At 71.4% G+C, this 23,131-nt stretch carries 22 protein-coding genes; 3 read left to right on the top strand and 19 right to left on the bottom strand.

Annotated features, from left to right (window positions below):
- Nucleotides 1-4 precede the first annotated feature (4 nt).
- From BMY61_RS35535 to BMY61_RS35525, 3 genes are all read right to left on the bottom strand, one after another.
- Nucleotides 5-3,796 carry a chromosome segregation SMC family protein gene (locus BMY61_RS35535; RefSeq protein ID WP_082015356.1) on the bottom strand — a complete coding sequence of 1,264 codons (3,792 nt, stop codon included), beginning with the start codon at nucleotides 3,794-3,796 and terminating at the stop codon, nucleotides 5-7.
- Between the two features lie 237 nt (nucleotides 3,797-4,033).
- Nucleotides 4,034-4,228: a hypothetical protein gene (locus BMY61_RS35530; protein WP_042453993.1), complete on the bottom strand. Its 195-nt coding sequence runs from the start codon at nucleotides 4,226-4,228 to the stop codon at nucleotides 4,034-4,036.
- A gap of 334 nt (nucleotides 4,229-4,562) precedes the next feature.
- A complete protein-coding gene (locus tag BMY61_RS35525) occupies nucleotides 4,563-4,841 on the bottom strand; it encodes an acylphosphatase (RefSeq protein WP_042453995.1) in 279 nt (92 codons plus the stop codon).
- 218 nt (nucleotides 4,842-5,059) lie between these two features.
- Between BMY61_RS35525 and BMY61_RS35520 the strand changes: the two genes are divergently transcribed.
- Nucleotides 5,060-5,761, top strand: coding sequence for a CAP domain-containing protein (locus tag BMY61_RS35520; protein ID WP_236656410.1), 702 nt, complete (start codon nucleotides 5,060-5,062; stop codon nucleotides 5,759-5,761).
- Between the two features lie 6 nt (nucleotides 5,762-5,767).
- Here the strand turns inward: BMY61_RS35520 and BMY61_RS35515 are convergent, their stop codons facing one another.
- From BMY61_RS35515 to BMY61_RS35495, 5 genes are all read right to left on the bottom strand, one after another.
- Nucleotides 5,768-6,964, bottom strand: coding sequence for a serine hydrolase domain-containing protein (locus tag BMY61_RS35515; RefSeq protein ID WP_042453999.1), 1,197 nt, complete (start codon nucleotides 6,962-6,964; stop codon nucleotides 5,768-5,770).
- A 116-nt stretch (nucleotides 6,965-7,080) separates the two neighbouring features.
- Nucleotides 7,081-8,115, bottom strand: a complete 1,035-nt coding sequence (locus tag BMY61_RS35510; protein WP_042454001.1) for a LacI family DNA-binding transcriptional regulator — start codon at nucleotides 8,113-8,115, stop codon at nucleotides 7,081-7,083.
- Between the two features lie 43 nt (nucleotides 8,116-8,158).
- Nucleotides 8,159-9,052 carry a carbohydrate ABC transporter permease gene (locus tag BMY61_RS35505; protein WP_042454003.1) on the bottom strand — a complete coding sequence of 298 codons (894 nt, stop codon included), beginning with the start codon at nucleotides 9,050-9,052 and terminating at the stop codon, nucleotides 8,159-8,161.
- Nucleotides 9,049-9,957, bottom strand: a complete 909-nt coding sequence (locus BMY61_RS35500; RefSeq protein WP_042454005.1) for a carbohydrate ABC transporter permease — start codon at nucleotides 9,955-9,957, stop codon at nucleotides 9,049-9,051. Before BMY61_RS35500 ends, BMY61_RS35505 begins: the two co-directional genes overlap by 4 nt.
- A 94-nt stretch (nucleotides 9,958-10,051) precedes the next feature.
- Nucleotides 10,052-11,374, bottom strand: a complete 1,323-nt coding sequence (locus tag BMY61_RS35495) for an ABC transporter substrate-binding protein (protein WP_042454008.1) — start codon at nucleotides 11,372-11,374, stop codon at nucleotides 10,052-10,054.
- A 255-nt stretch (nucleotides 11,375-11,629) separates the two neighbouring features.
- On the opposite strand from BMY61_RS35495, the gene BMY61_RS35490 reads away from it, so the two are divergent.
- Both BMY61_RS35490 and BMY61_RS35485 read left to right on the top strand, forming a co-directional pair.
- The gene (locus BMY61_RS35490; RefSeq protein WP_042454010.1) at nucleotides 11,630-13,663 is read left to right on the top strand and encodes a beta-galactosidase; all 2,034 of its coding nucleotides are present in this window, start codon (nucleotides 11,630-11,632) and stop codon (nucleotides 13,661-13,663) included.
- An 89-nt stretch (nucleotides 13,664-13,752) separates the two neighbouring features.
- Nucleotides 13,753-15,306: a glycosyl hydrolase 53 family protein gene (locus BMY61_RS35485; protein ID WP_042454012.1), complete on the top strand. Its 1,554-nt coding sequence runs from the start codon at nucleotides 13,753-13,755 to the stop codon at nucleotides 15,304-15,306.
- Nucleotides 15,307-15,319: 13 nt separating this feature from the next.
- Here BMY61_RS35485 and BMY61_RS35480 read toward each other — a convergent pair whose 3' ends face one another.
- The 11 genes from BMY61_RS35480 to BMY61_RS35430 all read right to left on the bottom strand — a co-directional run bounded on the left by BMY61_RS35480 (nucleotide 15,320) and on the right by BMY61_RS35430 (nucleotide 23,110).
- Nucleotides 15,320-16,036: a hypothetical protein gene (locus BMY61_RS35480; protein ID WP_042454014.1), complete on the bottom strand. Its 717-nt coding sequence runs from the start codon at nucleotides 16,034-16,036 to the stop codon at nucleotides 15,320-15,322.
- On the bottom strand, nucleotides 16,033-17,181 hold the full coding sequence (locus BMY61_RS35475; RefSeq protein ID WP_042454015.1) for a WXG100 family type VII secretion target: 1,149 nt from the start codon (nucleotides 17,179-17,181) through the stop codon (nucleotides 16,033-16,035). The genes BMY61_RS35480 and BMY61_RS35475 overlap by 4 nt, the downstream gene beginning before the upstream one ends.
- Entirely contained in the window at nucleotides 17,181-17,495 is a 315-nt protein-coding gene (locus BMY61_RS35470) for a type VII secretion target (RefSeq protein ID WP_052439105.1), read from the bottom strand. The genes BMY61_RS35475 and BMY61_RS35470 overlap by 1 nt, the downstream gene beginning before the upstream one ends.
- A gap of 54 nt (nucleotides 17,496-17,549) precedes the next feature.
- Complete coding sequence (gene mutM, locus BMY61_RS35465; protein WP_042454017.1) at nucleotides 17,550-18,416, bottom strand: bifunctional DNA-formamidopyrimidine glycosylase/DNA-(apurinic or apyrimidinic site) lyase; 867 nt, start codon at nucleotides 18,414-18,416, stop codon at nucleotides 17,550-17,552.
- Nucleotides 18,417-18,463: 47 nt separating this feature from the next.
- Nucleotides 18,464-19,216: a ribonuclease III gene (gene rnc, locus BMY61_RS35460; RefSeq protein WP_042454019.1), complete on the bottom strand. Its 753-nt coding sequence runs from the start codon at nucleotides 19,214-19,216 to the stop codon at nucleotides 18,464-18,466.
- A gap of 17 nt (nucleotides 19,217-19,233) precedes the next feature.
- A complete protein-coding gene (rpmF, locus tag BMY61_RS35455) occupies nucleotides 19,234-19,407 on the bottom strand; it encodes a 50S ribosomal protein L32 (RefSeq protein WP_042454021.1) in 174 nt (57 codons plus the stop codon).
- 2 nt (nucleotides 19,408-19,409) lie between these two features.
- Entirely contained in the window at nucleotides 19,410-19,967 is a 558-nt protein-coding gene (locus tag BMY61_RS35450; RefSeq protein WP_425314729.1) for a YceD family protein, read from the bottom strand.
- 209 nt (nucleotides 19,968-20,176) lie between these two features.
- Entirely contained in the window at nucleotides 20,177-21,274 is a 1,098-nt protein-coding gene (locus tag BMY61_RS35445) for a hypothetical protein (protein WP_042454107.1), read from the bottom strand.
- Nucleotides 21,275-21,324: 50 nt separating this feature from the next.
- On the bottom strand, nucleotides 21,325-21,828 hold the full coding sequence (coaD, locus tag BMY61_RS35440) for a pantetheine-phosphate adenylyltransferase (protein ID WP_042454109.1): 504 nt from the start codon (nucleotides 21,826-21,828) through the stop codon (nucleotides 21,325-21,327).
- Nucleotides 21,829-21,842: 14 nt separating this feature from the next.
- A complete protein-coding gene (gene rsmD / locus BMY61_RS35435; RefSeq protein WP_042454111.1) occupies nucleotides 21,843-22,433 on the bottom strand; it encodes a 16S rRNA (guanine(966)-N(2))-methyltransferase RsmD in 591 nt (196 codons plus the stop codon).
- 164 nt (nucleotides 22,434-22,597) lie between these two features.
- Nucleotides 22,598-23,110 carry a hypothetical protein gene (locus BMY61_RS35430; RefSeq protein WP_042454022.1) on the bottom strand — a complete coding sequence of 171 codons (513 nt, stop codon included), beginning with the start codon at nucleotides 23,108-23,110 and terminating at the stop codon, nucleotides 22,598-22,600.
- Between the last annotated feature and the right edge of the window lie 21 nt (nucleotides 23,111-23,131).

The following is a 23,131-nucleotide window of genomic DNA, read 5'->3' as shown; positions in this document are numbered from 1 at the left end:
GGCCCTATTCGGAAGCCACCTCGGGTTCCGGTGTCGGTTCCTCTGTCCGGCGCAGTTGGCGCGGCGGCTTGCGAGGTTCGTCACGCAGGCGCTGGCTGATCACCTGGGAGATGCCGTCGCCGCGCATCGAGACGCCGTAGAGCGCGTCGGCGCACTCCATCGTCAGCTTCTGGTGCGTGATCACGATCAGCTGGGAGTTGTCGCGCAGCTCCTCCATGATCGCGATCAGGCGCCGCAGGTTGGTCTCGTCCAACGCGGCCTCGACCTCGTCCATGACGTAGAACGGGCTCGGGCGCGCCTTGAAGATCGAGACCAGCAGCGCGACGGCGGTGAGCGAGCGCTCGCCGCCGGAGAGCAGGGAGAGCCGCTTGACCTTCTTGCCCGGCGGACGCGCCTCCACCTCGACGCCGGTCGTCAGCATGTTCTCCGGGTCGGTGAGGATCAGCCGGCCCTCGCCGCCCGGGAAGAGCCGGGAGAAGACGCCCTCGAACTCGCGCGCGGTGTCGTGGTACGCGGCGGTGAACACCTGCTCGACCCGCTCGTCGACCTCCTTGACCACGGTCAGCAGGTCGCGGCGGGTGGTCTTGAGGTCCTCCAACTGCTCGGAGAGGAACTGGTGGCGCTCCTCCAGCGCGGCGAACTCCTCCAGCGCGAGCGGGTTGACCTTGCCGAGCTGGGTGTAGGCCTTCTCGGCGGCCTTGAGCCTGCGCTCCTGCTCGGCCCGCTTGTAGGGGCGCGGCTGGGGCTCCTCGGCGTCAGCCGATGATGTGCCAGCCTCCGTCGGCTCCTCGCCCTCGGCGGGCAGCGACGGCGGGACGAGCTGGTCCGGGCCGTACTCGGCGAGCAGCGCGTCGGACTCGATGCCGTGCTCCTCCAGCGCCTTGCTCTCCAGCTGCTCGATACGCAGCCGCTTCTCGGCGCGGAGCACCTCGTCCCGGTGGACGGAGTCGGTGAGCTTGTCGAGCTCGTTCTTGAGGTCCCGGCTGCGGGCGCGCTCGCGGGTCAGCTCGGCCTCGCGCGCGGCGCGGTCCTGCTCGGCGGTCGCCTTGGCCGCGGCGGCCTCCGCGAGGGAGTGCTCGACGTGGGCGAGCAGCTGCCGCGCACCGTCGGCGACGGCGGACGCGACCTGCGCGTCGTGCGCGGCGCGGGCGGCCCGCGCCGCGGCGCGCGCCCGGGTGTCGCGCTCGGCGCGAGCGGCGCGGTCGAGGCCGTCGGCACGGCCGGCCAGGCCGCGCACCCGCTCCTCGTGCGTGCGCACGGCCAGTCGGGCCTCCATCTCGGCCGCGCGGGTGCGGGACGCCTCGGCATCGAGTCGGTCGCGGGTGGCCGTGTCCGGCTCCTCGTCGGCGGGCAGCTCCTCGGCGACGAGCAGCCGCTCCTCGAGCTCGGCGAGCTCCATCGCGGCCTGCTCCTGCGCGTCGGCGGCCTTCGCGGCGGCGGCGGCGAGCCGTTCGGCCTCTCCGGCCGCGCCACGGGCCTGCCCCGCGAGCCGCCCCACCTGCTGCGCGACGGCGGACTTCTCCTTCTCGGCGGCGCGGCGCGTCACGGCGATCTCCTCGACGCGGGCGGTGAGCTCCTTCCGCTGCACGGTCGCCTCGTCCAGCTCCCCACGCAGCGCATCCCGCCGCGCGAGCAGCGCCTCCAGCCCCGCCTCGGCCTCGTCGACGGCCGCCTGCGTCTCCAGCACACTCGGCGCCCCGGCGGACCCGCCGTAGGCGTACGCGGCACCAAGGACATCGCCTTCGGCCGTGACGGCGACGAGGTCGGGGTGCGCCGCGACCACGGACTCCGCCTCTTCGAGTCCCTCGACCACGACGTACCCACGCAGCAGCGCCTGCGCCGCGGCGACGACCTCGGCAGAACCGGCCACGAGGGTGCCCGCCCACACGGCCCCGGCAGGCAGAGCCCCCGCAGCGCCACCCGCCTGCGGCGTGCTTCCGGCCGTGGAACCGCCCAGCTCGGGCACCACGCCCAGCCCGCCCGACGATCCCGCACCACCTGCGGCAGCGGCGCCGCCCGGCGCGGCGAAGCCGCCGGAGGCGGCTGCCTGCGGCGTGCGTTCGGCTGAGGGGGCGGTCGGCGAGGCGATGAGGAGGGCGGCGCGGCCTGCGTCGTCCTTGCGGAGCAGCCGGAGGGCGTCGGCGGCCGTGGCGACGGAGGTCACGGCGACGGCGTCCGCCGCGCGGTCGAGGGCGGCGGCGACGGGTGTTTCCATGCCCGGGGTGATCGTGAGCCGGCCGGCGGCCGGGCCGAGGAGGCCGGCGAGGCGGTCGGTGGCGGAGAGGAGCGCGGCCGTACCGTCCTTGCGGCGCAGGGCCAGCGCGAGGGCGTCGCGGCGGGCGGTGAGCGCGGCGTGCTCGCGGTCCGCGGTGGCGAGGGCCTCGCGGGCGCGGGACTGGGTCTCCTCCGCGGTGGAGAGCTGCGACCGGAGCGCGGCGTGCTCCGCGTCGGCGGCCTCGTCCGCCGTGTCCAGGGTGTCGGACTGGGCCTGGAGGGTCTCGTACTCCTCCTGCGCGGCGGCCGCGCGCTCCAGCGCGGCGTCGCGGGCCTCGGCGAGGCGGCCGATCTCCTCGGCGGAGCCGGAGGCGCGTGAGCGGGCGGCCGCGACCTTGCCCTGAAGGCGGGCCAGGCCCTCGCGCCGGTCCGCCAGGGCGCGGGCCGCGGCGCGGAGCGCCTGCTCCTCGGCCTGGAGCTCGCGCTCCAGCTCGGCCCGGCGCTCCACGGTCTCCGCGAGGGCGTACTGCGCCTCCTCCAGCGCCTCGGCCAGCTCCGCCTCCTGCTCGCGGATCCGCGCGGCCTCGCGCTCCATGTCCTCCGGGTCCCGGCCGCGCCGCTCCTCCCCCTGGGGGGTGCGGGCGTGCCGGACCCTGGCCTCCGCCAGGCCGATGGTCCCCCGGGCCCGCTCCGCGAGCGAGGAGAGGTCGAACCACGTCTGCTGGGCCAGCTCCACCGCCGGGCCGAGCTGGGCGACCTGCGCCTCCAGCACCGCCTCACGCTGCTGAAGCTGCGTCAGCTCCTGCTCGACGCCACTGCGCCGCAGCCGCAGCGCCAGCTCGTCGGCGATCTCCTCCTCGACGACCCGGCGCAGCGTCACCAGGTCGTCGGCCAGCAGGCGCAGCCGCGCGTCGCGCAGGTCGGCCTGGATCACGGCCGCCCGTCGGGCGATCGCGGCCTGTCGCCCGAGCGGCTTCAGCTGGCGGCGCAGCTCGCCGACGAGGTCCTGCACACGCGTCAGGTTCGCCTGCATCGCGTCCAGCTTCCGCAGCGCCTTCTCCTTGCGCTTGCGGTGCTTCAGGACGCCGGCGGCCTCCTCGATGAAGGCGCGGCGGCCCATCGGGTCGGCGTGCAGGACGGAGTCGAGCTGGCCCTGACCGACGATGACGTGCATCTCCCGGCCGATGCCGGAGTCGGAGAGCAGCTCCTGGATGTCGAGGAGCCGGCAGGTGCCGCCGTTGATGGCGTACTCGCTGCCGCCGTTGCGGAACATCGTCCGCGAGATGGTGACCTCGGCGTACTCGATGGGCAGCGCGCCGTCGGTGTTGTCGATGGTGAGCGCGACCTCGGCGCGGCCGAGGGGCGCGCGGCCGGTCGTGCCGGCGAAGATGACGTCCTCCATCTTGCCGCCGCGCAGCGACTTCGCGCCCTGCTCGCCCATGACCCAGCTGAGCGCGTCCACGACGTTGGACTTGCCGGAGCCGTTGGGGCCGACGACGCAGGTGATGCCGGGTTCGAAGCGCAGCGTGGTGGCCGAGGCGAAGGACTTGAACCCGCGCAACGTGAGGCTCTTCAGGTGCACCGGTGCCGACCTCCACTCCCACGACTCGGGGACACCCTAACCGTCGGCACCGTCCGAGCCGGGTGACGGCTCGGTTTCGTCAGGATGAGTCAGGGGCATATCGCAGTTGAGGGGTCAACGATGCGGGGACGAACAAAGCAGCAACACCGGGGAACGACGAAGGGACGCCGGGTAGGCGTCCCTTGCACTATCCAGTGACGGCACCGACTGCTCCTGACCTACGCGGAAAGGTCAGGATCAGGCCAGCACCGCCTGGGTTGCGTCCATGCGGAGCAGCTGCTCGTGGTCCGCGACGGCCTGCAGAGCATCGTTCTCGGCCTGGATACGGATGAGCTCGGATTCCAGGTCCTGGACACGCTGCTGGAGACGTCGCATCTCGGCGAGCAGTCGGGGGTCGGGTCCGCCGACGTAACCGAGAAGCGCCTTTGCCATGATGGATGGTCCTCCACGCTGAGTGACCGACCGCGATGTGGGGTCGTGTGAAGTGGGCCGCACCGGAACGCGTGCCCGAGCAAGGCTGTACGGGGCCGATCAGCCCTGAGCGGACGTACGGGTGCGCGGGTTTCCAGCGTCTCACCAAACGCGCAGACGGTCAACACGATCACAGCGTGCTACCTGAGTCGTCCGGCGGATGCGGCGGAGTTGTCACGCTGCGTATCCCGGCGACTTCGTTGGTGCGCAGTCAACCACGCGATGGCGAGATGCGCAACAGCCGGGAAATACTTCCGGCCTGGGCAAACCGGCAGCCGCCGGACCGACGGGGCGCTCAGCGGATGGCGAATCCCTCGTAGGCGGAGTCGACGCTCCCCCACAGCTCGGTGACCCCGTCCACCCGCCCGGGCGTGTCGCCGTGGCGCAGCAGCTCCAGCAGCTGTTCGCACAGCTCACGTGGGCCCTGGGCGACCACCTGGACGCGGCCGTCCCCCAGGTTCGAGGCGTAGCCGGTCAGTCCGATCTCCAGCGCGCGGGAACGGGTCCACCAGCGGAAGCCCACCTGCTGCACCTTGCCGCGCACCCAGGCGGTCATCCGTACCTCTGCACTCATGGGCGCAAGTCTCCCACCGGCGGCGAAACCGGGCCGCTCCCCATGCCTCCCCGTGATGCCCTACAGTCCTCACCAATCACTCGGTCGGGCGAGCGGACAACTCGGGGGCGGGGAGGGCGACGGTCGTGTCGCGTCATGCGCAGAGCCCCCAGCGGGGCGGTCACCGTGGACACCGTCGGGCGCCTCGGCGCCGTGGGCCGGCGCGGACGGTCCTGGCCGTGGCGGCGACGGCCGCCGCGGCGGGCATAGGCGTCGTGCTGAGCGGCGCGCTGCCGATGCCCCCGGGCCTGTCCCCGGGCATCGCCGTGGCCGGCGATCCGGCCGGAGCGGTCGGCACACCCGTCGCGGCGACGACCGGCGGCCGGAGCACGCACCCGACCCCGATCGGCGCCCACCCGAGCCGGCACCCCTCGACGCCGGCGGCCCCCACCTCCACGCCGTCCGCGACGAGCGCCTCGGCGTCCCCGATCCCCTCGGCGTCACCCAGCATGTCGGTGCCGCCCTCGGCCTCCTCCTCCGTGTCCGCGTCCGCGTCCGCCTCGACGGGCACGGACCAGGCGGCGATCCTCACCCTCGTCAACGCCGCGCGGGCGCAGCACGGCTGCGCCCCCCTGGCCGCCTCGGCGGCGCTGACGACGCTGGCGCAGTCCTTCAGCGACGAGATGGCGGCGCGTGGCTTCTTCTCCCACACCGACCCGGACGGCCGCACCCCGTGGGACCGCGCCCGCGCCCTCGGCATCACCGATCTCGGCGGCGAGAACATCGCCCGCGGCCAGCAGACCCCGGACGAGGTGATGACCGCATGGCTGAACAGCCCGGGCCACCGCGCCAACATCCTCGACTGCGCCTACCACTCCCTCGGCGTCGGCGTCTTCCAGGGCCCGGGCGGCCCCTGGTGGACCCAGGACTTCGGCTTCTGAGGGCGGCTACCCGTTCGGCAGCGTGTACACGTGGTTCGGCGTCGCGATCTGGGTGATGGCGTGGGCGAACACCGTGCTGGGCTCGGCGCCCTGGTACAGGACGTCGGTGTTGAGGAGGACCACCAGGGTGGCGTCCTCCGCGGGCAGGTAGACCACCGCGCTCTCGTAGCCGGGGATCGAGCCGTTGTGACCCTGCCAGCCGTTGGTCTCGAACAGGCCCAGGCCGTAGCCCGCGCCGGGGAAGCCGGCCGGGATGAAGTTGACGCGCTGCGCCTGGGTCGCCGGGGAGAGCAGCGTGCCGGTGGCGACGTCCTTGGCCCAGCGGCGCATGTCGCGCAGGTCGGAGATCATCGCGCCCGCCGCCCAGGCGGCGCTGGGGTTCCAGGTCGTCGCGTCGGCCACCGCGCCGGTCGGGGTCTGGTCGGTGTAGCCGTGCGCGTGCGGCCTGGGGAACTCGGCGGCGTACGGGAAGAGCGAGTGGTCCAGGTGGGACGGCTTCAGGACCCGCTCGCGGACGAAGTCGGCCAGCGGCATCCGGCCGAGCTTCTCGACCAGCAGGCCGAGCAGGACGTAGTTGGTGTTGGAGTACTGGAACTGCGTTCCCGGCGGGAAGACGTTCTTGTGGCGGAAGGCGTACGCCAGCAGCTCCCTCGGGGCCCACTGGCGGTGCGGGTCCGCGAGCAGCGTCGTGATGAAGGTCGGGTCGGCGCTGTAGGAGAAGAGACCGCTGCGCATCTCCAGCAGCTGACGGACGGTGATGTGCCGGCCGTCCGGGACGCCGCGGAGGTAGTCGGCGATCGGGGCGTCGAGCTTCACCCGGCCCTGGTCGACCAGTTGGAGCACCGCGGTCGCCGTGAAGGTCTTCGTCTCGCTGCCGATCCGCAGGAACAGGTCCGGCCGCATCGGCGCGTCGGTGGCCTTGTCGGCGACCCCGAAGGAGCGCACGTAGTCGCCGCGGCCGGGCATCCAGAGGCCGACGGTGACACCGGGGGTGCCGGTCTCCTTGCGGACCTGCTCGATCGCCTTGTCGAGGCGGGCGGCCAGCACCGGATCGAGTGGACAGTCGTCCGCCGCGCGTTGACTCGCCGGATGGGCCGCCGTGCGTGGGGCGGCCTGGACCGACGGAGCGGCGAGGACAACCGGCGCGAGCGCGGCGAGGGCGACGGCGGCGGAGAGGAGACGGCGGGCGTGGGCACGGCGCATGACGGGCGACTCTTCCGTTCTTCCGATGAAGTGACCTTGTCGGGCATCATCACCGCCGCTTCCGCCCCGGTGGGCGCAGGCGGTCGCGCCCGCCCGCGAGTCCACTCGTCCGGTCCCTACGCCGACTCCCTCCGCACCAGCTCCGTCGGCAGGATCACCGAGGCCGGCGGACGGCCCGCGATCAGGTCGAGCAGCACGCGGACCATCTCGCCGCTGATCCGCTCCCACGGCTGACGGACCGTCGTCAGCGCGGGACGCGCGGAGGCAGCGACCGTCGAGTCGTCGAAGCCGCCCACCGCGACGTCGTGCGGGACGCTGCGGCCCGCGCGGTCCAGCGCGGCCAGGGCGCCGTCGGCCATGAGGTCGGAGGCGACGAAGACCGCGTCCAGGTCCGGCGCCTGGGCCAGCAGCCTCTCCATGCCGGCCGAGCCGCCCGCGCGGGAGTAGTCGCCCTCGACCACCAGGGCCGGGTCGTAGCCGAGGCCCGCCTCGGCCAGCATCTCGCGGTAGCCGGAGAGACGGTCCACCCCTCCGGGGGTGTCCAGTGGACCGGTGATGGTCGCGATCCGGCGCCGCCCCGTCGCCACCAGGTGGCGGACCAGCAGCCGCGCGCCCTCGCGGTCGTCGGCCGCGACGTAGGGCGTGGCGGTCGCGTGGCCGAGCGGTTTGCCGCAGGCGACGACGGGCATCTGCGCCTGCTGGAGCAGCTCCACCATCGGGTTGCCCGAGTGGGAGGAGACCAGCAGCACCCCGTCGACGTGACCGGAGGTGATGTAGCGCCCTATCCTGCGCCGCTCCTCCTCGGTGCCGGCGATCATCAGCAGCAGCGGGATGTCGTGCTCCGCCAGCGCGGCGGTGCAGCCGCGCAGCAGGTGCCCGAAGTTCGGGTCCTCGAAGAACCGGTCCTGCGGCTCCGTCAGCAGGAAGGCGACCGAGTCCGAGCGCTGGGTGACCAGGCTGCGGGCGTGCCGGTTGACGACGTAACCGGTCTTCTTGATCGCCGCGTTGACCGCCTTCAGCGCCTCGGGGCTGACGTTGTGGCCGCCCTGGAGCACACGGGAGACCGTTCCGCGCGATATCCCCGCCTCGCGCGCGACGTCGTGGATCGTCGGCGGTCGGCGGCGGGCGGGGGTGGCCTCGGGATCGGTCATGGAAGGCTTTCTGACGGGAGATCGGACGTGGTGGGGGCGCTGCTCAGGACTTTACGGCTCCGGAGAGCAGATCGAGGCGCCAGAAGCGCTGGAGCGAGAGGAACAGCGCGATCAGTGGCAGCACCGACAGCAGCGCGCCCGTGATGACCAGCGTGTACAGCGCCGGGGCGTTCGCGCCCTGCAGCAGCAGCGTGTAGAGGCCGACGGTGACCGGGAACTTGTGGTCGTCGCCGAGCATCACGAAGGGCAGCAGGAAGTTGTTCCAGATGGCCACGAACTGGAAGAGGAAGACGGTGACCAGGCCCGGCGCCATCATCGGCAGCGCGACCGAGCGGAACAGCCGCCACTCCGAGGCGCCGTCCATCCGGCCCGCCTCCAGCACGTCGTCGGGGATCGCCCCGGCCGCGTAGATCCGGGCGAGGTAGATGCCGTAGGGGCTGATCACACTGGGCAGCAGGACCGACCAGTAGGAGTCGGCCAGCCCGGCCTTGGCGAAGAGCAGGTACTGCGGCACGGCCAGCACGACCGGCGGCATCAGCACGCCCGCCAGCAGGATGTTGAAGATCGCACCCCGTCCGGCGAAGCGGTACTTGGCCAGCGCGTAGCCGGTGACACCGGAGAGCAGCGCGGACAGCGCGCCGCCGACCCCGGCGTAGAGGGCGGAGTTGACCATCCACTCCCAGAACTCGCCGCCTCGGTAGGCGGAGAGCTGGTGCAGGTTGGTGAGCAGGCCGCTGCCGGGCAGCAGGGTGAAGGTGGAGAAGAGCTGGTCGATGCTCTTGGTGGAGGCGATCAGCACCCACAGCACCGGGAAGAGCGTGTAGAGGGCCCCGGCGAGCAGGCCCAGCGTGGGGATCCAGCCGCCCTTGCGCTTCGGCCCGGCCGCGACGGTGACGGGCACGACGGCGCGCGTGCGCTCCGCGATGACGTTGCTCATGAGTTGTCCTCCCCGTAGGCGCGGCGGCCGGCGAGCTTCAGGAAGCCGAACGAGACGGCCAGGGTGACGAAGGCGATGACCACGGAGGTCGCCGAAGCGGAGTAGATGTCGCCGCGGGTGAAGGCGTCGCGGTAGACCTTCATCAGCGGGCTCCAGGTCGAGGAGATGCCGTTGGTCAGCGGCTTGAGGTTCATCGGCTCGGCGAAGACCTGGAGCGTCGCGATGAGCGAGAAGAAGAAGGTGAGCACGAGCGACGGCAGCACCATCGGGATCTTGATCCGCAGTGCGATCTGCAGCTCGCTCGCACCGTCGAGGCGGGCGGCCTCGTAGAGCTCGGCCGGGATGGACCGCAGCGAGGTGTAGATGACGATCATGTTGAAGCCGGTGCCGCCCCAGATGGCGATGTTGGCCAGGGCCACGTACATGCCGTTGCCCTGGAGCAGCTGCGGGCCGCTCATGCCCAGCTGGTGCAGGACGTAGTAGCCGGGGCTGGTGGTCGGCAGGTAGAGGAAGCCCCACAGCAGAGTGGCGACCACACCGGGGATGGCGTAGGGCAGGAAGATCGCGATCCGGGAGAACGCGCGCAGCCGCGTCCGGTCCGCGTCCAGCAGCAGCGCGAAGAGCAGCGCCAGCCCGAGCATGACCGGCACCAGCAGGCCGCCGTAGACGAGCACCCGGCCGGCTCCCGCGAGCAGCTCGTGGTCGCCCAGCGCGGAGGTGTAGTTGGCCAGGCCCGCCCAGCGCTCGCTGCGCGCGCCGGGGCCGAGGCCCAGACCGGTGATGTGCACCTCGCGGAAGCTGAGGTAGACGGCGTAACCGATGGGCACCGCCAGCAGCAGCGTGAAGGCGATGACGGCGGGCGCGATGAAGAGGTAGGGCGCGCTGCGGACGCGGCGAGCGGCCATGCGGGTCTCCGTAACTCGTGCTGGGGAAAGCCCCGGGCGCGGCGCAGGAGCGCCCGGGGTCGGGGGTGCCGACGGGTGGTCAGCCGGAGGCCGCTCAGCCGGAGACGGTGAAGCCCTGGGTCTTCATGTCGGCGAGGGTGGTCTGCTGCACGCTGCTCAGCGCGGCCAGGAAGTCGCTCCTGTTCTGCGCGGCCTTGCCGAAGGCGTCCTTGAAGGCGCTGTAGGCGGTGTTGACGTTCGGGCCCCACGCCGCGGGCTCCGTGGTCGCGGCGATCTTCGCGGCCTGGGTGTAGAAGTCGGGCTGGTTGCCGAAGTAGTCCGGCGCGGTGGCCAGTGCGCCGCCGGTCTGGGCGTCGGTCGCGGCCGGGTACACGTAGGAGTCCTTGACCAGGGCGGCGACGGCCTGCGGGTCGGTGTTCAGCCAGAGCGCGAACTGCGCGGCGGCGGCCTTGTTCTTGGAGTCGGCGGTGACGGCCGTCGAGGAGCCGCCCCAGCTGCCGGTGACGTTCTGGCCCGCGGTCCACTGCGGCAGCGGGGCCATCGCCCACTTGCCCTTGCCGGAGGGGGCGCTGCTGCTCAGCACGCCGGGCGCCCAGACGGCGCTGACCCAGGCGAGCTGGGTGCCGTCGTCGAGGGCCTTGCTCCAGGCGGGGGTGTACATCGGCTGGTTGTCGATGGCGCCCTCCTTGACCAGGCCGCCCCAGAAGCTCGCGACCTTCTGTGTGGCGGCGTCGTCGAGGGAGACCTTCCAGCTGCTGCCGGTGGTGGTCCACCACTGCGCGCCGGCCTGCTGGGCGAGGCCGGCGAACAGGCCCGCGTCGTTGGCGGAGAAGGTGGTGAGGTACTTGCTGCTGTCCTCGCCGCGCAGCTTCTCGGCGTCGGCCTTGAACTGGTCCCAGGTGGTGGGGACGGTCAGGCCGTACTTCGTGAAGAGGTCGGTGCGGTAGTAGAACATCAGCGGACCGCTGTCCTGCGGGATCGCGTAGACGGCGTTCGTGCCGAGAGTGACCTGCTGCCAGATGCCCGGCGCGAACTTGGACGAGGCCGAGCCGTCCTGCGCGGAGATGTCGGCGAGGACGCTGTTGCTGACCAGCGTCGGCAGGGCCTGGTACTCGGCCTGGACCAGGTCCGGCGCGCTGCCCGCCTTGGAGGCGGTGATCACCTTGGTGAGCAGGTCGTCGCCGGAGGCCTGCTTCTCGACGGTGACCTGGATGGTCGGGTGGGACTTGTTCCAGATCGCGGCGACCTGGTCCAGCCCGGGGGCCCAGGCCCAGTAGGTCAGGTGGACCGGTCCCGACGCGGCGGGCGCCGCGCTCGTGGTTCCGCTGCTGCTGCAGCCGGCGACGAGGGTGGCGGCGACGGCCGCCGAGGTGAGGCCGAGGGCGAGGCGGAGGCCTCTGGGGGCGGCGGACAGCATGGTTCCTCCCACGGATGAGCAGCGGATGAGCAGCACTGGCGCTGTGAACGTTCACAGTACGGAAACCGCCGTGACATCTGTCAAGACTTGTTGCCGAGCGGTTATCTATGGAGTCCCACAGCCAGAAAACCCGTGAAATACCAGGTCAAATAGGGCATCGAGTCACTCAGAATCCAACAACTACCCACTTGCCAGAACAAGGCTGTTGTCCATTACGGTGTGCACGTTCACAGAAGCGCAACGCAGGAGACGCCCATGCCGTCCACCCCCCGCCTCGCGTTCGGCGGTGACTACAACCCCGAGCAGTGGCCCGAGCACGTCTGGGCCGAGGACATGGCCCTCATGCGCGAGGCGGGCGTCACCATGGTCAGCGTCGGGATCTTCTCCTGGGCGCTGCTGGAGCCCGAACCGGGCGTCCACGACTTCGGCTGGCTGGACCGCCTGCTGGACCTGCTGCACGCGAACGGCATCGCCGCCGATCTCGGCACCCCGACCGTCGTCCCGCCGGCCTGGTTCTACCAGCGTCATCCCGAGGCGCTGCCGGTCACCAAGGACGGGCAGCGTCTCGCCTTCGGTGGCCGGGCCGCGATCTGCCACAGCTCCCCCGCCTACCGCGCCGCGGTCACCGGCATCACCACCGCCCTGGCCGAGCGCTACGCGAACCACCCGGCGCTGGCCATGTGGCACGTCCACAACGAGTACGGCGCGCCCGTCTCCGCCTGCTACTGCGACACCTCCGCCGCCGACTTCCGCCGCTGGCTGCGCGCCCGCCACGGCGAGGGCCTGGACGGCCTCGCGCGGCTGAACGAGGCCTGGGGCACCACCTTCTGGGGCCAGCGCTACACCGAGTGGACCCAGGTCGGCGCGCCGCTGCGCACCCCCACCGCCGGGAACCCGGGCCAGCAGCTGGACTTCGCCCGGTTCTCCTCCGACGCGATGCTCGCCAACTTCACCGCCGAGCGCGACATCCTGCACCGGCTCTCCCCCGGCACGCCCGTCACCACCAACTTCATGACGGCGCTCAGCCAGTGCAGCAGCGTCGACTACTGGCGGTGGGGCGACGAGGTCGACCTGGTGACCAACGACCACTACCTGGTCAGCGAGGCCGAACGCACCCACGTCAACCTGGCCATGGCCGCGGACCTCACCCGCTCCGTCGCGGGCGGCGCACCGTGGCTGCTGCTGGAGCACTCCACCGGAGCGGTCAACTGGCAGCCGCGGAACATCGCCAAGCGCCCCGGCGAGCTGGGTCGCAACAGCCTGGCCCACGTCGCCCGCGGCTCCGACGGCGCGATGTTCTTCCAGTGGCGGGCCTCCCGCTTCGGCGCGGAGAAGTTCCACTCCTCGATGCTGCCCCACGCCGGCACGGACAGCCGGATGTGGCGCGAGGTCAAGCAGCTCGGCGCGGACCTGACCCGCCTCGGCGAGGTCGCCGGCAGCCGGACCGTCGCCGACGTGGCGGTGCTGTGGGACTGGCACTCGTGGTGGGCGCAGTCGCTGGAGTGGCGCCCGAGCGTCGACCACCGTGCGGACGAGCGCGCCGACGCCTTCTACGAGGCCCTGTACGACCGGCACCTGACGGTCGACTTCGCCCACCCCGAGGCCGACCTCTCCGCCTACCCACTGGTCGTCGTCCCCGCGCTCTACCTGGCCACCACAGCCACCGGCGCGAACCTGACCCGATACGTGGAGAACGGCGGCACGCTCGTCGTGTCCTACTTCTCAGGCATCGTCGACGAGCACGACACCGTGCACCCGGGCCCGCACCCGGGCGTGCTGCGGGACGTGCTGGGCCTGACCGTCGAGGAGTTCCTGCCGCTGCGCGCCGGCGAGACGGTCGCTCTCGGTGGCGACGCCGGACGGACCGGCGGCGCACGGCTGACCGGCGAGGTGTGGGCCGAGGCCGTCGTCGCGCAGGGCGCGGAGACGGTCTGGCACTACGCCGACGGCCCGGCCGCGGGCGGCCCCGCCGTCACCCGGAACCTGCGCGGCGCGGGCGCCGCCTGGTACCTCTCCACCCGCCTCTCCCCCGCACAGCTCGGCCAGGTCCTCGCCCTGGCCTGCGCCGACGCCCGCCTGCCCGACCGCGCGGAACTCCCGCGCGACGTCGAGGTGGTGCTGCGGGAGGGCCCCGAAGCCGCGTACCTGTTCGCCGTGAACCACAACGCCGTCGACGCCAAGGTGCCGGTCCCCCGACCCGGCACCGAGCTGCTGACCGACGAGCGGGTGGCCGGACGCCTCGGCGTCCCGGCGGGCGGAGTACGCGTGGTGCGCCTGGATCCCCGATAGTCCGGGCGCGCCTCTGCCTCGGTGGCGTGCTGAGGGTCACGCCACCGGGGCACTCCCACCCCATCTCGACGTCAGAGAGGACGTTGACGATGCGCCACCTGATAGTCCGTACCACCGCTGTCTCACTGCTCGCCTCCGCCGCACTGCTCGGTGCGCCCGCAGCTCACGCCGCCGGTTCGGTCAACAACGGCGGGTTCGAGAGCGACGGCAAGGGCACCGCCACGCCGGCCGGTTGGAGCACGAGCGGGACCTCGTCCGCCTCCTACACCGAGTCCGGCGGCCACTCCGGCAGCTACCGGCTCACCCACTGGGCATCCAGCGCCTACAAGGTGACCACCTATCAGACGCTTACCGGCCTGGCGAACGGCACCTACACACTCACCGCCTGGGTCCGCTCCGGCGGCGGGCAGAACACCGACACCATCGGCCTGCTGGGCTGCGGCGGCAGCGACAAGCAGACCTCCGTCCCGCCGACCGCCGACGGCAACTGGGTGCGGATCGTGGTCTCCACGACCGTCAGCGGCGGCCAGTGCACCATCGGCCTCTACTCCGACGCCAACGCCGGCGACTGGACCAACTACGACGACATCAGCTTCACCTCCGGCTACGCCTCGCTGCCGATCCGGGGCGGTGACGTCTCCAGTCTGGAGCGTGGCCAGGAGTTGGGCGGCGTCTACGACAACAGCAGCGGCACGCAGCAGACCGCGCTCACGGTCCTCGGCAACGCGGGTATGAACTACGCGCGGCTGCGCGTCTGGGTGAACCCTGCGGACGGGTTCGACGACGAGACCGAGCTGCTGGCGATGGCCAAGCAGGTCAAGGCGAAGGGCATGGGCCTGCTGCTGGACCTGCACTACTCCGACACCTGGGCCGATCCCGGGCACCAGGCGATCCCCGCCGCGTGGGCGAGCGACAGTCTCACGCAGTTGGAGACACAGGTGACCGCCTACTCCAAGCAGGTCGTCGGCGACCTCGTCGCCCAGGGCACGGCGCCGGACATGGTCCAGGTCGGCAACGAGGTCAACGCCGGGATGCTCTGGTCACTGGGCTCCACCTCGAACTGGAGCCAGTTCGCGGCGCTGCTCAAGGCCGGGATCAGCGGCGTCAAGGCGGCGGCGCCGAACACGAAGATCATGCTGCACATCGCGAACGGTGCGGCGGACGCCACCGACAAGGCCTGGTACCAGAACGCCGTGAACGACGGCGTTCCGTTCGACGTGATCGGGCTGTCCTACTACGACTACTGGCACGGCCCGCTGGACCAACTCCAGACCACGCTGGACGACCTGGCGGCGACCTTCAAGAAGCCGGTCCTCGTGGCCGAGACCGCCTACCCGTGGACGATGGCCAACGGTGACTCCGAGACCAACTCGGTCACCTCCACCAACACCACGCTCGACGCCGGCTACGCCGCCACCCCGGCCGGGCAGGCGGCGAACTTCCGCGACGTCCAGTCGATCGTCCAGGCCGTCCCGAACGGGCTCGGCTGGGGCGCGTTCTACTGGGAGCCGACCTGGACGGTGGTGGCGGGCAACGGCTGGGACCCGACGAACGCCTCGTCCGGCGACGGCTGGGAGAACCAGGCGATGTTCGACTTCTCGGACAAGGCCCTGCCCGTCGTGAACGACTACGCGGCGCGGTAGCGGCGCTGCAAGGCTACGCAGGCCGCTCTGCCGTCGGGCCCGGCCAGGGGTCCGACTGCAGGGCGGCCGTCTCCCGGACCTCGGCCGGGAGGAGCGTGCCGATCCAGGCCATGTTGTCGACCAGGGTCATCCTGGCAGGCGCGGGCAGACGCTCCTTCACCACGGCGATCAGCACGTGCCCGTCCATCCGCCAGTCGGCGCGAAGCGCCCGGGTGCGGTCCAGCACCTCGGGGGTGAACAGCGCCGCGGCGGCCGCCGGGTCGGTGGCGAAGCCGCGCAAGCCGGCGAAGGCCGGGCCGTGCGACCCCTCGCTGTAGCGCGAGGGGTCCTGGGGGGTCGGCTCCCGGTCGCGCGGGTCGTTCGTGGTGGAGAGGGCGACCATGGGCAGCGGGTAAGGGAAGATCACGGTGGCGACGGTCCAGCTGGTCATCTGCTGATTGCGCGCGTCGTGGTTCTGGCCGAACAGGACGAGGAACGTCTCGGCTCGGAGCCCGCCGAGCAGCGGTCCGCGCAACAGCCCGCCGAAGGTGCGCTCGCCGAAGGAGAAGGGCGAGGCACGCCGATAGCGCTCCGCCAGGCCCTTCGCGTCGGCCGTCGCCCAACCGGGACGACCCGCGAGGGCCGCTTCCTTGTCGCTCTTCGACGCCTTGCCCGACGCACGGATGCTGAACATCGCGACCATCCCCAGGAGACCCAGAACCACCACACCGGCCACCACCGCACCGATCACGGGACCACCTCCACGGCCCCGTCCGCGCCCTGCTGCTGGGGCGTCAGCTTCGTCGCGTTGATGTCGGTCTCGACCGCGCCGCCCGCGCCGTAGACGTATCCGTTCGCCCCGAGGTCGGTCGTGATCGGCGTGTAGGGGCCGACGGGCTTGGCGTGGCGGCCCTGGCTCGGCAGGGCGTCGACCTGGTGGCCGCCCGCGACTCCGGCGCCGACGCCACCGGTGACCGTGGAGGTCACCCCGTCCGCGACGGTCGTGCCCGCGTCCTTGCCCTGGTAGATGTCCGTGCCCACCGCGGCGGCGCCGCTGGTGAGTCCGCCCCCGAAGGCGCGCGACCCGAAGGCGGCGGCACCGGTGAGCGGCTCGCCGTCGGCGCCCTTGCCCGACAGGAAGTTGCCGATCTTCCCGAGGCCACCGCTGCCGCCGAACTTCTCGCCGAGCCCGTCGAGCGCCGAACCACCCACGCTGCCCAACGAACCCGCGAGCGCGGCGGTCTTCACGTCCGAGCCCTTGATCCAACCCTGGCCGGTCATGACGTTGGTCAGCTGCGTGCCGATCAGGTTCATCGCCGTGTTCTTCAGGGCGTCCATGATGATCCTGGGAATCGCGCCCATCTTGCGGATCTCGTTGATCAGCTCAGTGATCACCTTGATGGCCTTCTCGCCCAGCTTGATGAACTTGTCGATCAGCTGGGTGATCTTCCAGGCCCGCTCGCCGGAGGCAGCCGCCGCGACGGCGTCGGAGATCCCGGCGGTGAAGACGGTCAGCAACGCCCCGGCCAGCTCGAACTCGGCGATCTGCAGCGCGATCTCGACGATCGCGGCGATGATCTGCTCCGCCTCGTCGGCGTAGGACTCGAGCTCCTTGGCCACCGCCTCGAAGTTCTGTGAGCTCTGCTGCATCGCCTGGTGCTGGAGGCGCCAATGCGCCTCGAACGCGTCCGCCGCCGCGCCCTGCCAGTGCGTGCCGACGACCTGACCGACCCGGGAGTCGAGCTGGTCGGCCGTCCGGGTCAGCTCGCCGGCCATGGCACGCCACTCACCGGCGAAGTCCCGCAGGGTCGCGGGATCGCCGCCGGGCCAGGGCAGGTTGAGCAGGGAGAGAACCTTGGCGACCTTGTCGGCGATGGCGCCGTTGATGTCGTACATCAGACTCCCCCGAGCAGGCCGGCGTTGCAGTGCTCCACCTGGTCGTACATCTCCGCCGTGTGCTCCAGACCGGCCGAGTCCGCCGCCAGCGCCTGCTCCAGCTCCCCGAGACCGTGGGCCGTGTGCTCGACCAGCGACTGGTACTGCGAGGCCGCGCCGGTGCAGGCGCCGAGAAGGCCGAACGCCTCGCCGATCTCGATGACGTTGTTCTGGAAGGCGGGAGCCAGCGACGCGAGCCGGTCCGCCGCCTGCTGGAACTCCGTCGCCAGATCGTGCAGGTACTCGTTGCCGACATAGAAGTGCTCAGCCGCCACTGCTGCCTCCCCGTTGAACGCGTGCGGTCAGCAGCCTGCCACATCAGTGATCACTCACCGGGGCCGGGGCAGCCTCTGGCACTTCGGGCAGAAGTAGCTGGAGCGGTTCATCCACGCCGCGCGGCGCATCGCCGTGCCGCAGCGGTTGCAGGCCTCGCCCTCACGACCGTAGGCGTCGAGGGAACGGGAGAAGTAGCCGGACTCGCCGTTGACGTTGACGTAGAGGCTGTCGAAGCTGGTGCCGCCCTGGGCCAGGGCCTCCGTCATCACCGCGCGGGCGGAGCCGAGCAGCAGCTCGGAGGCCGGCCGGGTGAGGGTGTCGGCGGGACGGTCGTAGTGCAGCTTGCTGCGCCACAGCGCCTCGTCGGCGTAGATGTTGCCGACGCCACTGATCAGGGACTGGTCCAGCAGCGCGCGCTTGACGCCGCTGCTGCGGCGGCGCAGCGCGGCGAGGAAGGCGGTGTCGTCGAAGCGCGGGTCGAGCGGGTCGCGGGCGATGTGCGCGAGGGACATCGGGGCCGCGTCCGGGTCGCTCGGGTCCGCGTCCTCGACGGCGAGACCACCGAAGGTGCGCTGGTCCACGAAGCGCAGCTCGGTGCCGGCCGCGTCGTCGAAGCGGACCCGCACCCGCAGGTGCTTCTCGTCCGGCGCGCCCTCCGGCTGCACCAGCAGCTGGCCGCTCATGCCGAGATGGCCCAGCAGCGAGACGCCGGTGCCGGGCAGGGGCAGCCACAGGTACTTGCCACGACGAAGCGCCGGACCGAGCTCCCGGCCGCGCAGCTGCGCGGCGAAGTCGTCCGGGCCGGCCTCGTGGCGGCGCACGGCACGCGGGTGCAGCACGTCGACCGCACGAACGGTCCGTCCACTGACCCAGCGGTCCAGACCGCGCCGGACGACCTCTACTTCGGGAAGCTCAGGCATCCGGGCAGCCTAGTCGCAGTGGGCTCGTGGTGGGCGTGAGGACGCGGTCAGGCGTCCGCGGCGGGCGCGGAGCGGGCGTTGCCGTCACCGTGCTTCTCGCGGATGGCGTGCCAAGCGCTCTCGGCGGCCTTCTGCTCGGCCTCCTTCTTGGAGCGGCCGGTGCCCGTGCCGTAGTCCTCGCCGGCCACGCGGGCGGCGGCGATGAACGTCTTCTCGTGGTCCGGACCGGACTCCGTGACGACGTACTCCGGCACACCGATCCCGACGGTCGCGGTGAGCTCCTGGAGACTGGTCTTCCAGTCCAGGCCCGCACCGAGGTTCGACGACTTCTCGATCAACGGGTCGAAGAGCCGGTGCACCAGCTCGGAGGCGCTGTCCAGGCCCTGGTCGAGATAGACCGCGCCAATGACGGCCTCGAGGGTGTCCGCGAGGATCGAGGACTTGTCCCGTCCACCGGTTCCCTCCTCGCCACGGCCGAGGCTGATGAAAGTACCGAGTTCCAGACCCCGCGCGACGTCCGCAAGGGCGCGCGAATTGACCACCGCGGCGCGCAGCTTCGCGAGCTGCCCCTCCGGAAGGTCGGGGTGGACGCGGTAGAGGGTGTCCGTCACCACCAGGCCCAGCACCGAGTCGCCCAGGAACTCCAGACGCTCGTTCGTGGGGAGGCCACCGTTCTCGTACGCGTACGAGCGGTGAGTCAGTGCACGCGTCAGAAGGGACGGCTCAAGCGTGTAGCCGAGCCGTCCCTCCAGAACGCTGTACCCGGTGTCGGCGTGCGAAGCGGATGCTGACGCTGACATCTGGTGTTCTCCTGCCGTCAGACCGACAGGACCTGACGGCGGTTGTAGGTGCCGCAGCTCGGGCACGCGATGTGACCCAGCTTCGGCTGGTTGCAGCGGTCGCACGCCACGAGCGCGGGAACAGTGGCCTTCCACTGCGCACGACGGTGACGCGTGTTGCTGCGCGACATCTTCCGCTTGGGAACAGCCACAGCTACTTCTCCTGGTTCTCGGCGGCACCCTCCCGGGTGACGCTGTCCTCTTCGCTACCGGTCGCGCTGGATGCGGCCGAGAGTTCCTGCAGTGCCGCCCACCGGGGGTCGACGGCATCGTGGTGGTGGTCCGGGTCGTCCGTGAGCCGTGCCCCGCACTCGGGGCACAGTCCCAGGCAGTCGTCCTGGCACACCGGCTGCAGCGGCAGTGCGAGCACCACCGCGTCACGCAGCACCGTCTCGAGGTCGAACAGGTCGCCCTCAAGACGGTAAGTCTCGTCGTCCTCGTCCTCGTCGGAGTCGGACCCTCCCTTGAAGCGGTCGGCCGCCTCAGGGTAGTAGTACAGCTCCTGGAAGTCCGCCTCGAGCTCGCGCTCGATCGGCTCCAGGCAGCGTACGCACTCGCCCTTGAGGTCGGCGTCGGCCGTGCCCGTGACGAGCACGCCCTCGATGACCGACTCCAGACGGAGCTCCAGCTCGACGGGAGCGCCGACCGGCACACCGATCACCTCGTTACCGAGGTTCTCGGGCGCCGGGACCGAGCGGGACACCTTCCGCATCGCCCCAGGCCGACGGCCCAGCTCGTGTGTGTCGAACACGAGCGGGTTGCGGTGGTCGAGGCGGTTCAGGGGTCTGTCCTTCTCTTGGTCTTCGGCGGCCGTCGCCCCGTTCGAGGGCAGCAGCAAATCCCAGCACATCAAGCCGGAGAGGTCAGAATACCCGACGCCGGAACCCCGACCCAACTTCGGGCCGGACGATCACGCGACGATCAGTGTCCCTGACCGTACTCCCGCAGCTTCGACACGTCGATGAAGCCGGTGTCGAAGAAGCTCGTGACCTCCTGCTGCGGCGGCTGCTGGGCGTAGTGCTGCTGCTGCGGGATCTGGGCGTGCTGGACCGGCTGGCCGTAGGCGTCGTAGGCCGGCTGCGGCTCGACATAGCCCCCGGTGTACGGGTCGTAGACGGGCTGCGGCTGCGGCTCGACGTAACCGCCCTGGTAGGGGTCGTAGACCGGCTGCTGCGGCTGGCCGTACGGGTCCTGCGGCGGCCAGTACTCGACCTGCGGCTGCGGCTGCATCCCGGGGTGCATCTCCTGGCCGGGGTGCATCTCCTGGCCGGGCTGCATGCCGTCGTGCCCGGTCATCAGGCCCTGACGGCTCAGCTCGGCGGCCACCGCCGCCTGCCGCATGTCGCCCTGCTCGATGCCCTGCGCCTGGTCGGCGGCGGCCAGGTAGGCGCCCAGCTCGTCGATCGGCGCCTTGCCCAGCAGCTTGTCCCGGCCACGACCGACCGCCTCCAGCGTCTTGCTGAGCGCGGTCTCCAGTGCGGCGAGCTTCACATCGACGTACTCGTCCACCTCGGGGCTGGGCGAGCGGAAGGCGTCCTGGGTGAACTCCTCGCCGTCCTCGCCCTCGACCGGCCCCCCGGCCACGCGCAGCTTGGCGCGCCCGCGCCCGATCGCGCCCAGGGTCTTGGTCAGCACGACCTCGAAGTTGGCGAGCTTGCTGTCGACGTAGTCGTCCGCCTCGCGGCGCTGCTCGGCCGCCTCGGCGCGGGCCTCACCCAGCAGCCGGTCGGACTCGGCCTGCGCGACGGTGACGTAGTCGGTGCCGTTGATCAGCGCCTGGCGTTCCTCGTGGGCGGCTGCGACGACGCGCTCGGCCTCGCGACGGGCGTCCTCGACCACCTGGTCGCCGTACTGGACCGTCTGCTGGGCCTGGGCGATCTCGCTCGGCAGCTCCTCGCGCAGCTCCGTCAGCAGGCCCACCAGGTCCGCCTTGTTGACCACGACCGACGCCGACATCGGCATCGACCGGGCACCCTCCACCAGCTTGGTGATCTCGTCGAGCTTCTGCTGCACGTCCACCGGGGTCACGCTTTCCGCGAGGGAACTGGAGTAAGGAACTGTACTCAGTCCTACGGGTTCGTGGGCTGTGCCCGACGTTCGGCGATCCGCTCGGTCAGCCTGCGCAGCACCAAGTCCGGGACAAGGTGGGACACATCGCCGCCGAGGACCGCGACCTCCTTGATCAGCGAGGAGGACTGGAAGCTGTAGGTGGGGTTGGTCGGCACGAAGAGGGTCTCCACGCCGGTCAGCCCGTAGTTCATCTGGGCCATCTGCAGCTCGTAGTCGAAGTCGCTGACGGCGCGCAGGCCCTTGACGATCGCCGGGATGTCCCGGTCGCGGCAGTAGTCGACGAGCAGGCCCTGGTGCGACTCGACCTTGACGTTGCCGTACCCCGCGGTGATCTCCTCGATCATGGCGACCCGCTCGTCGACGCTGAACATCCCCTTCTTGGAGGGGTTGACCAGCACGGCGACATGGACCTGGTCGTAGAGCCGCGAGGCGCGCTCGATTATGTCGAGGTGGCCGTTGTGGATGGGGTCGAACGACCCCGGGCAGACGGCACGGCGGAACATCGTCATCTCCTCGCTCACAGGCCGGCTTCCTTGCCGGCTCCGTCGGCGGCGCGACCGTACCAGAGGGTCGCCTCGCCGTAGCGGCGCTCGCGCAGGCCCTCGAAGCCCTCCGGCCAGGTGAAAGCGCCGCCCCTGGTGCTGCGCTCCACGGTGACGATCACGTCGGCGTCGAGCCAGCCCTCAGAGACGAGTGTGACCAGTATCTCGCGCAGTTCGTCGTCGGTCACGGCGTACGGCGGATCGAGAAACACCAGGTCGTACGGGGTGGACGGCGGCGCACCGACGATCACCCGCTCGGCCTTTCCCGAACGGACCTCGGCGCCGGGCAGGGAGAGCGTCCGCACGTTGGCGAGGATCACCTTCACCGCGGCGGCGTCCTCCTCCACCAGCAGTGCGTGGGCCGCGCCTCGGGAAAGAGCCTCGAGACCCACGGCACCGGAGCCGGCGTACAGGTCCATCACCCGGGCGCCCGCGAGGGAACCACGCAGCGCCTCCCAACTGGAGAACAGCGCCTCCCGTGCCCGGTCCGAGGTGGGACGCGTGCCGTTCCCCGGCGGCACGGCGAGGCGTCGGCCGCGAGCGGCTCCGGCGATCACGCGGGTCATGAGGCGGGTGTCCTTGCTGGTCGGAAAGGTGTGCACTTTCAAGCTAGTGCACTGTCCGGGGGCGCGAGGAACTGCGCGGGGACCACCCGCGTGCGGATGGCCCTGCACGTTCGGGACCATCCGCTCGTGGCTGGCTTGTCGCGCAGTTCCTCGCGCCCCTCAGGTCATCCCTCCGTGCTCACAGCCCCCAGGAGGCTCGGGCTGGCGTAGCGGCTCCAGGAGAGGCAGCCGTCGGGCGGGCAGTACTCGGGGCGGCGGGGGTCGTGGCCCAGCTCGCGCAGCTTGGTGCGGACGGAGTCGGGCGTGCGGCCGAAGCGGGCCGCCACGCGGGCTATGGTCTCGCCCTCGTGGAACCGGCGGACCAGCTCCTCCTCGTGCTGCGGGACCCACGGCGCACCGTGGCCCGGGTAGAGCTCACGCAGCACGTCCCGGTCCGGGATCGGCTCGGAGACGTCGGCGACGATGGCAAGGGCGCGCAGCGCGCGGTTGAGGGCGATGCGGAGGGACGCGGTGTCCTCCACCGGCAGCCGCAGCTTGCCGGAGGCGATCGGCTCGGACGCGTGACCCTCGCGCCAGCCGGTGAGGGTGAGGGTGACCTCTCGGTCGTCCTCACTGCTGAGTTCGATGCGGAAGACCTTGTCACCGAGCGGCAGCTCGTTCAGGTGACGGAACGCCATGGAAGTGCCCCCTGAGAACGT

The organism is Streptacidiphilus jiangxiensis (genome assembly GCF_900109465.1).
GTDB lineage: Bacteria > Actinomycetota > Actinomycetes > Streptomycetales > Streptomycetaceae > Streptacidiphilus > Streptacidiphilus jiangxiensis.
Note: the sequence above shows the minus strand (reverse complement) of the source record. Positions and strands in the feature narration are given on the sequence as shown.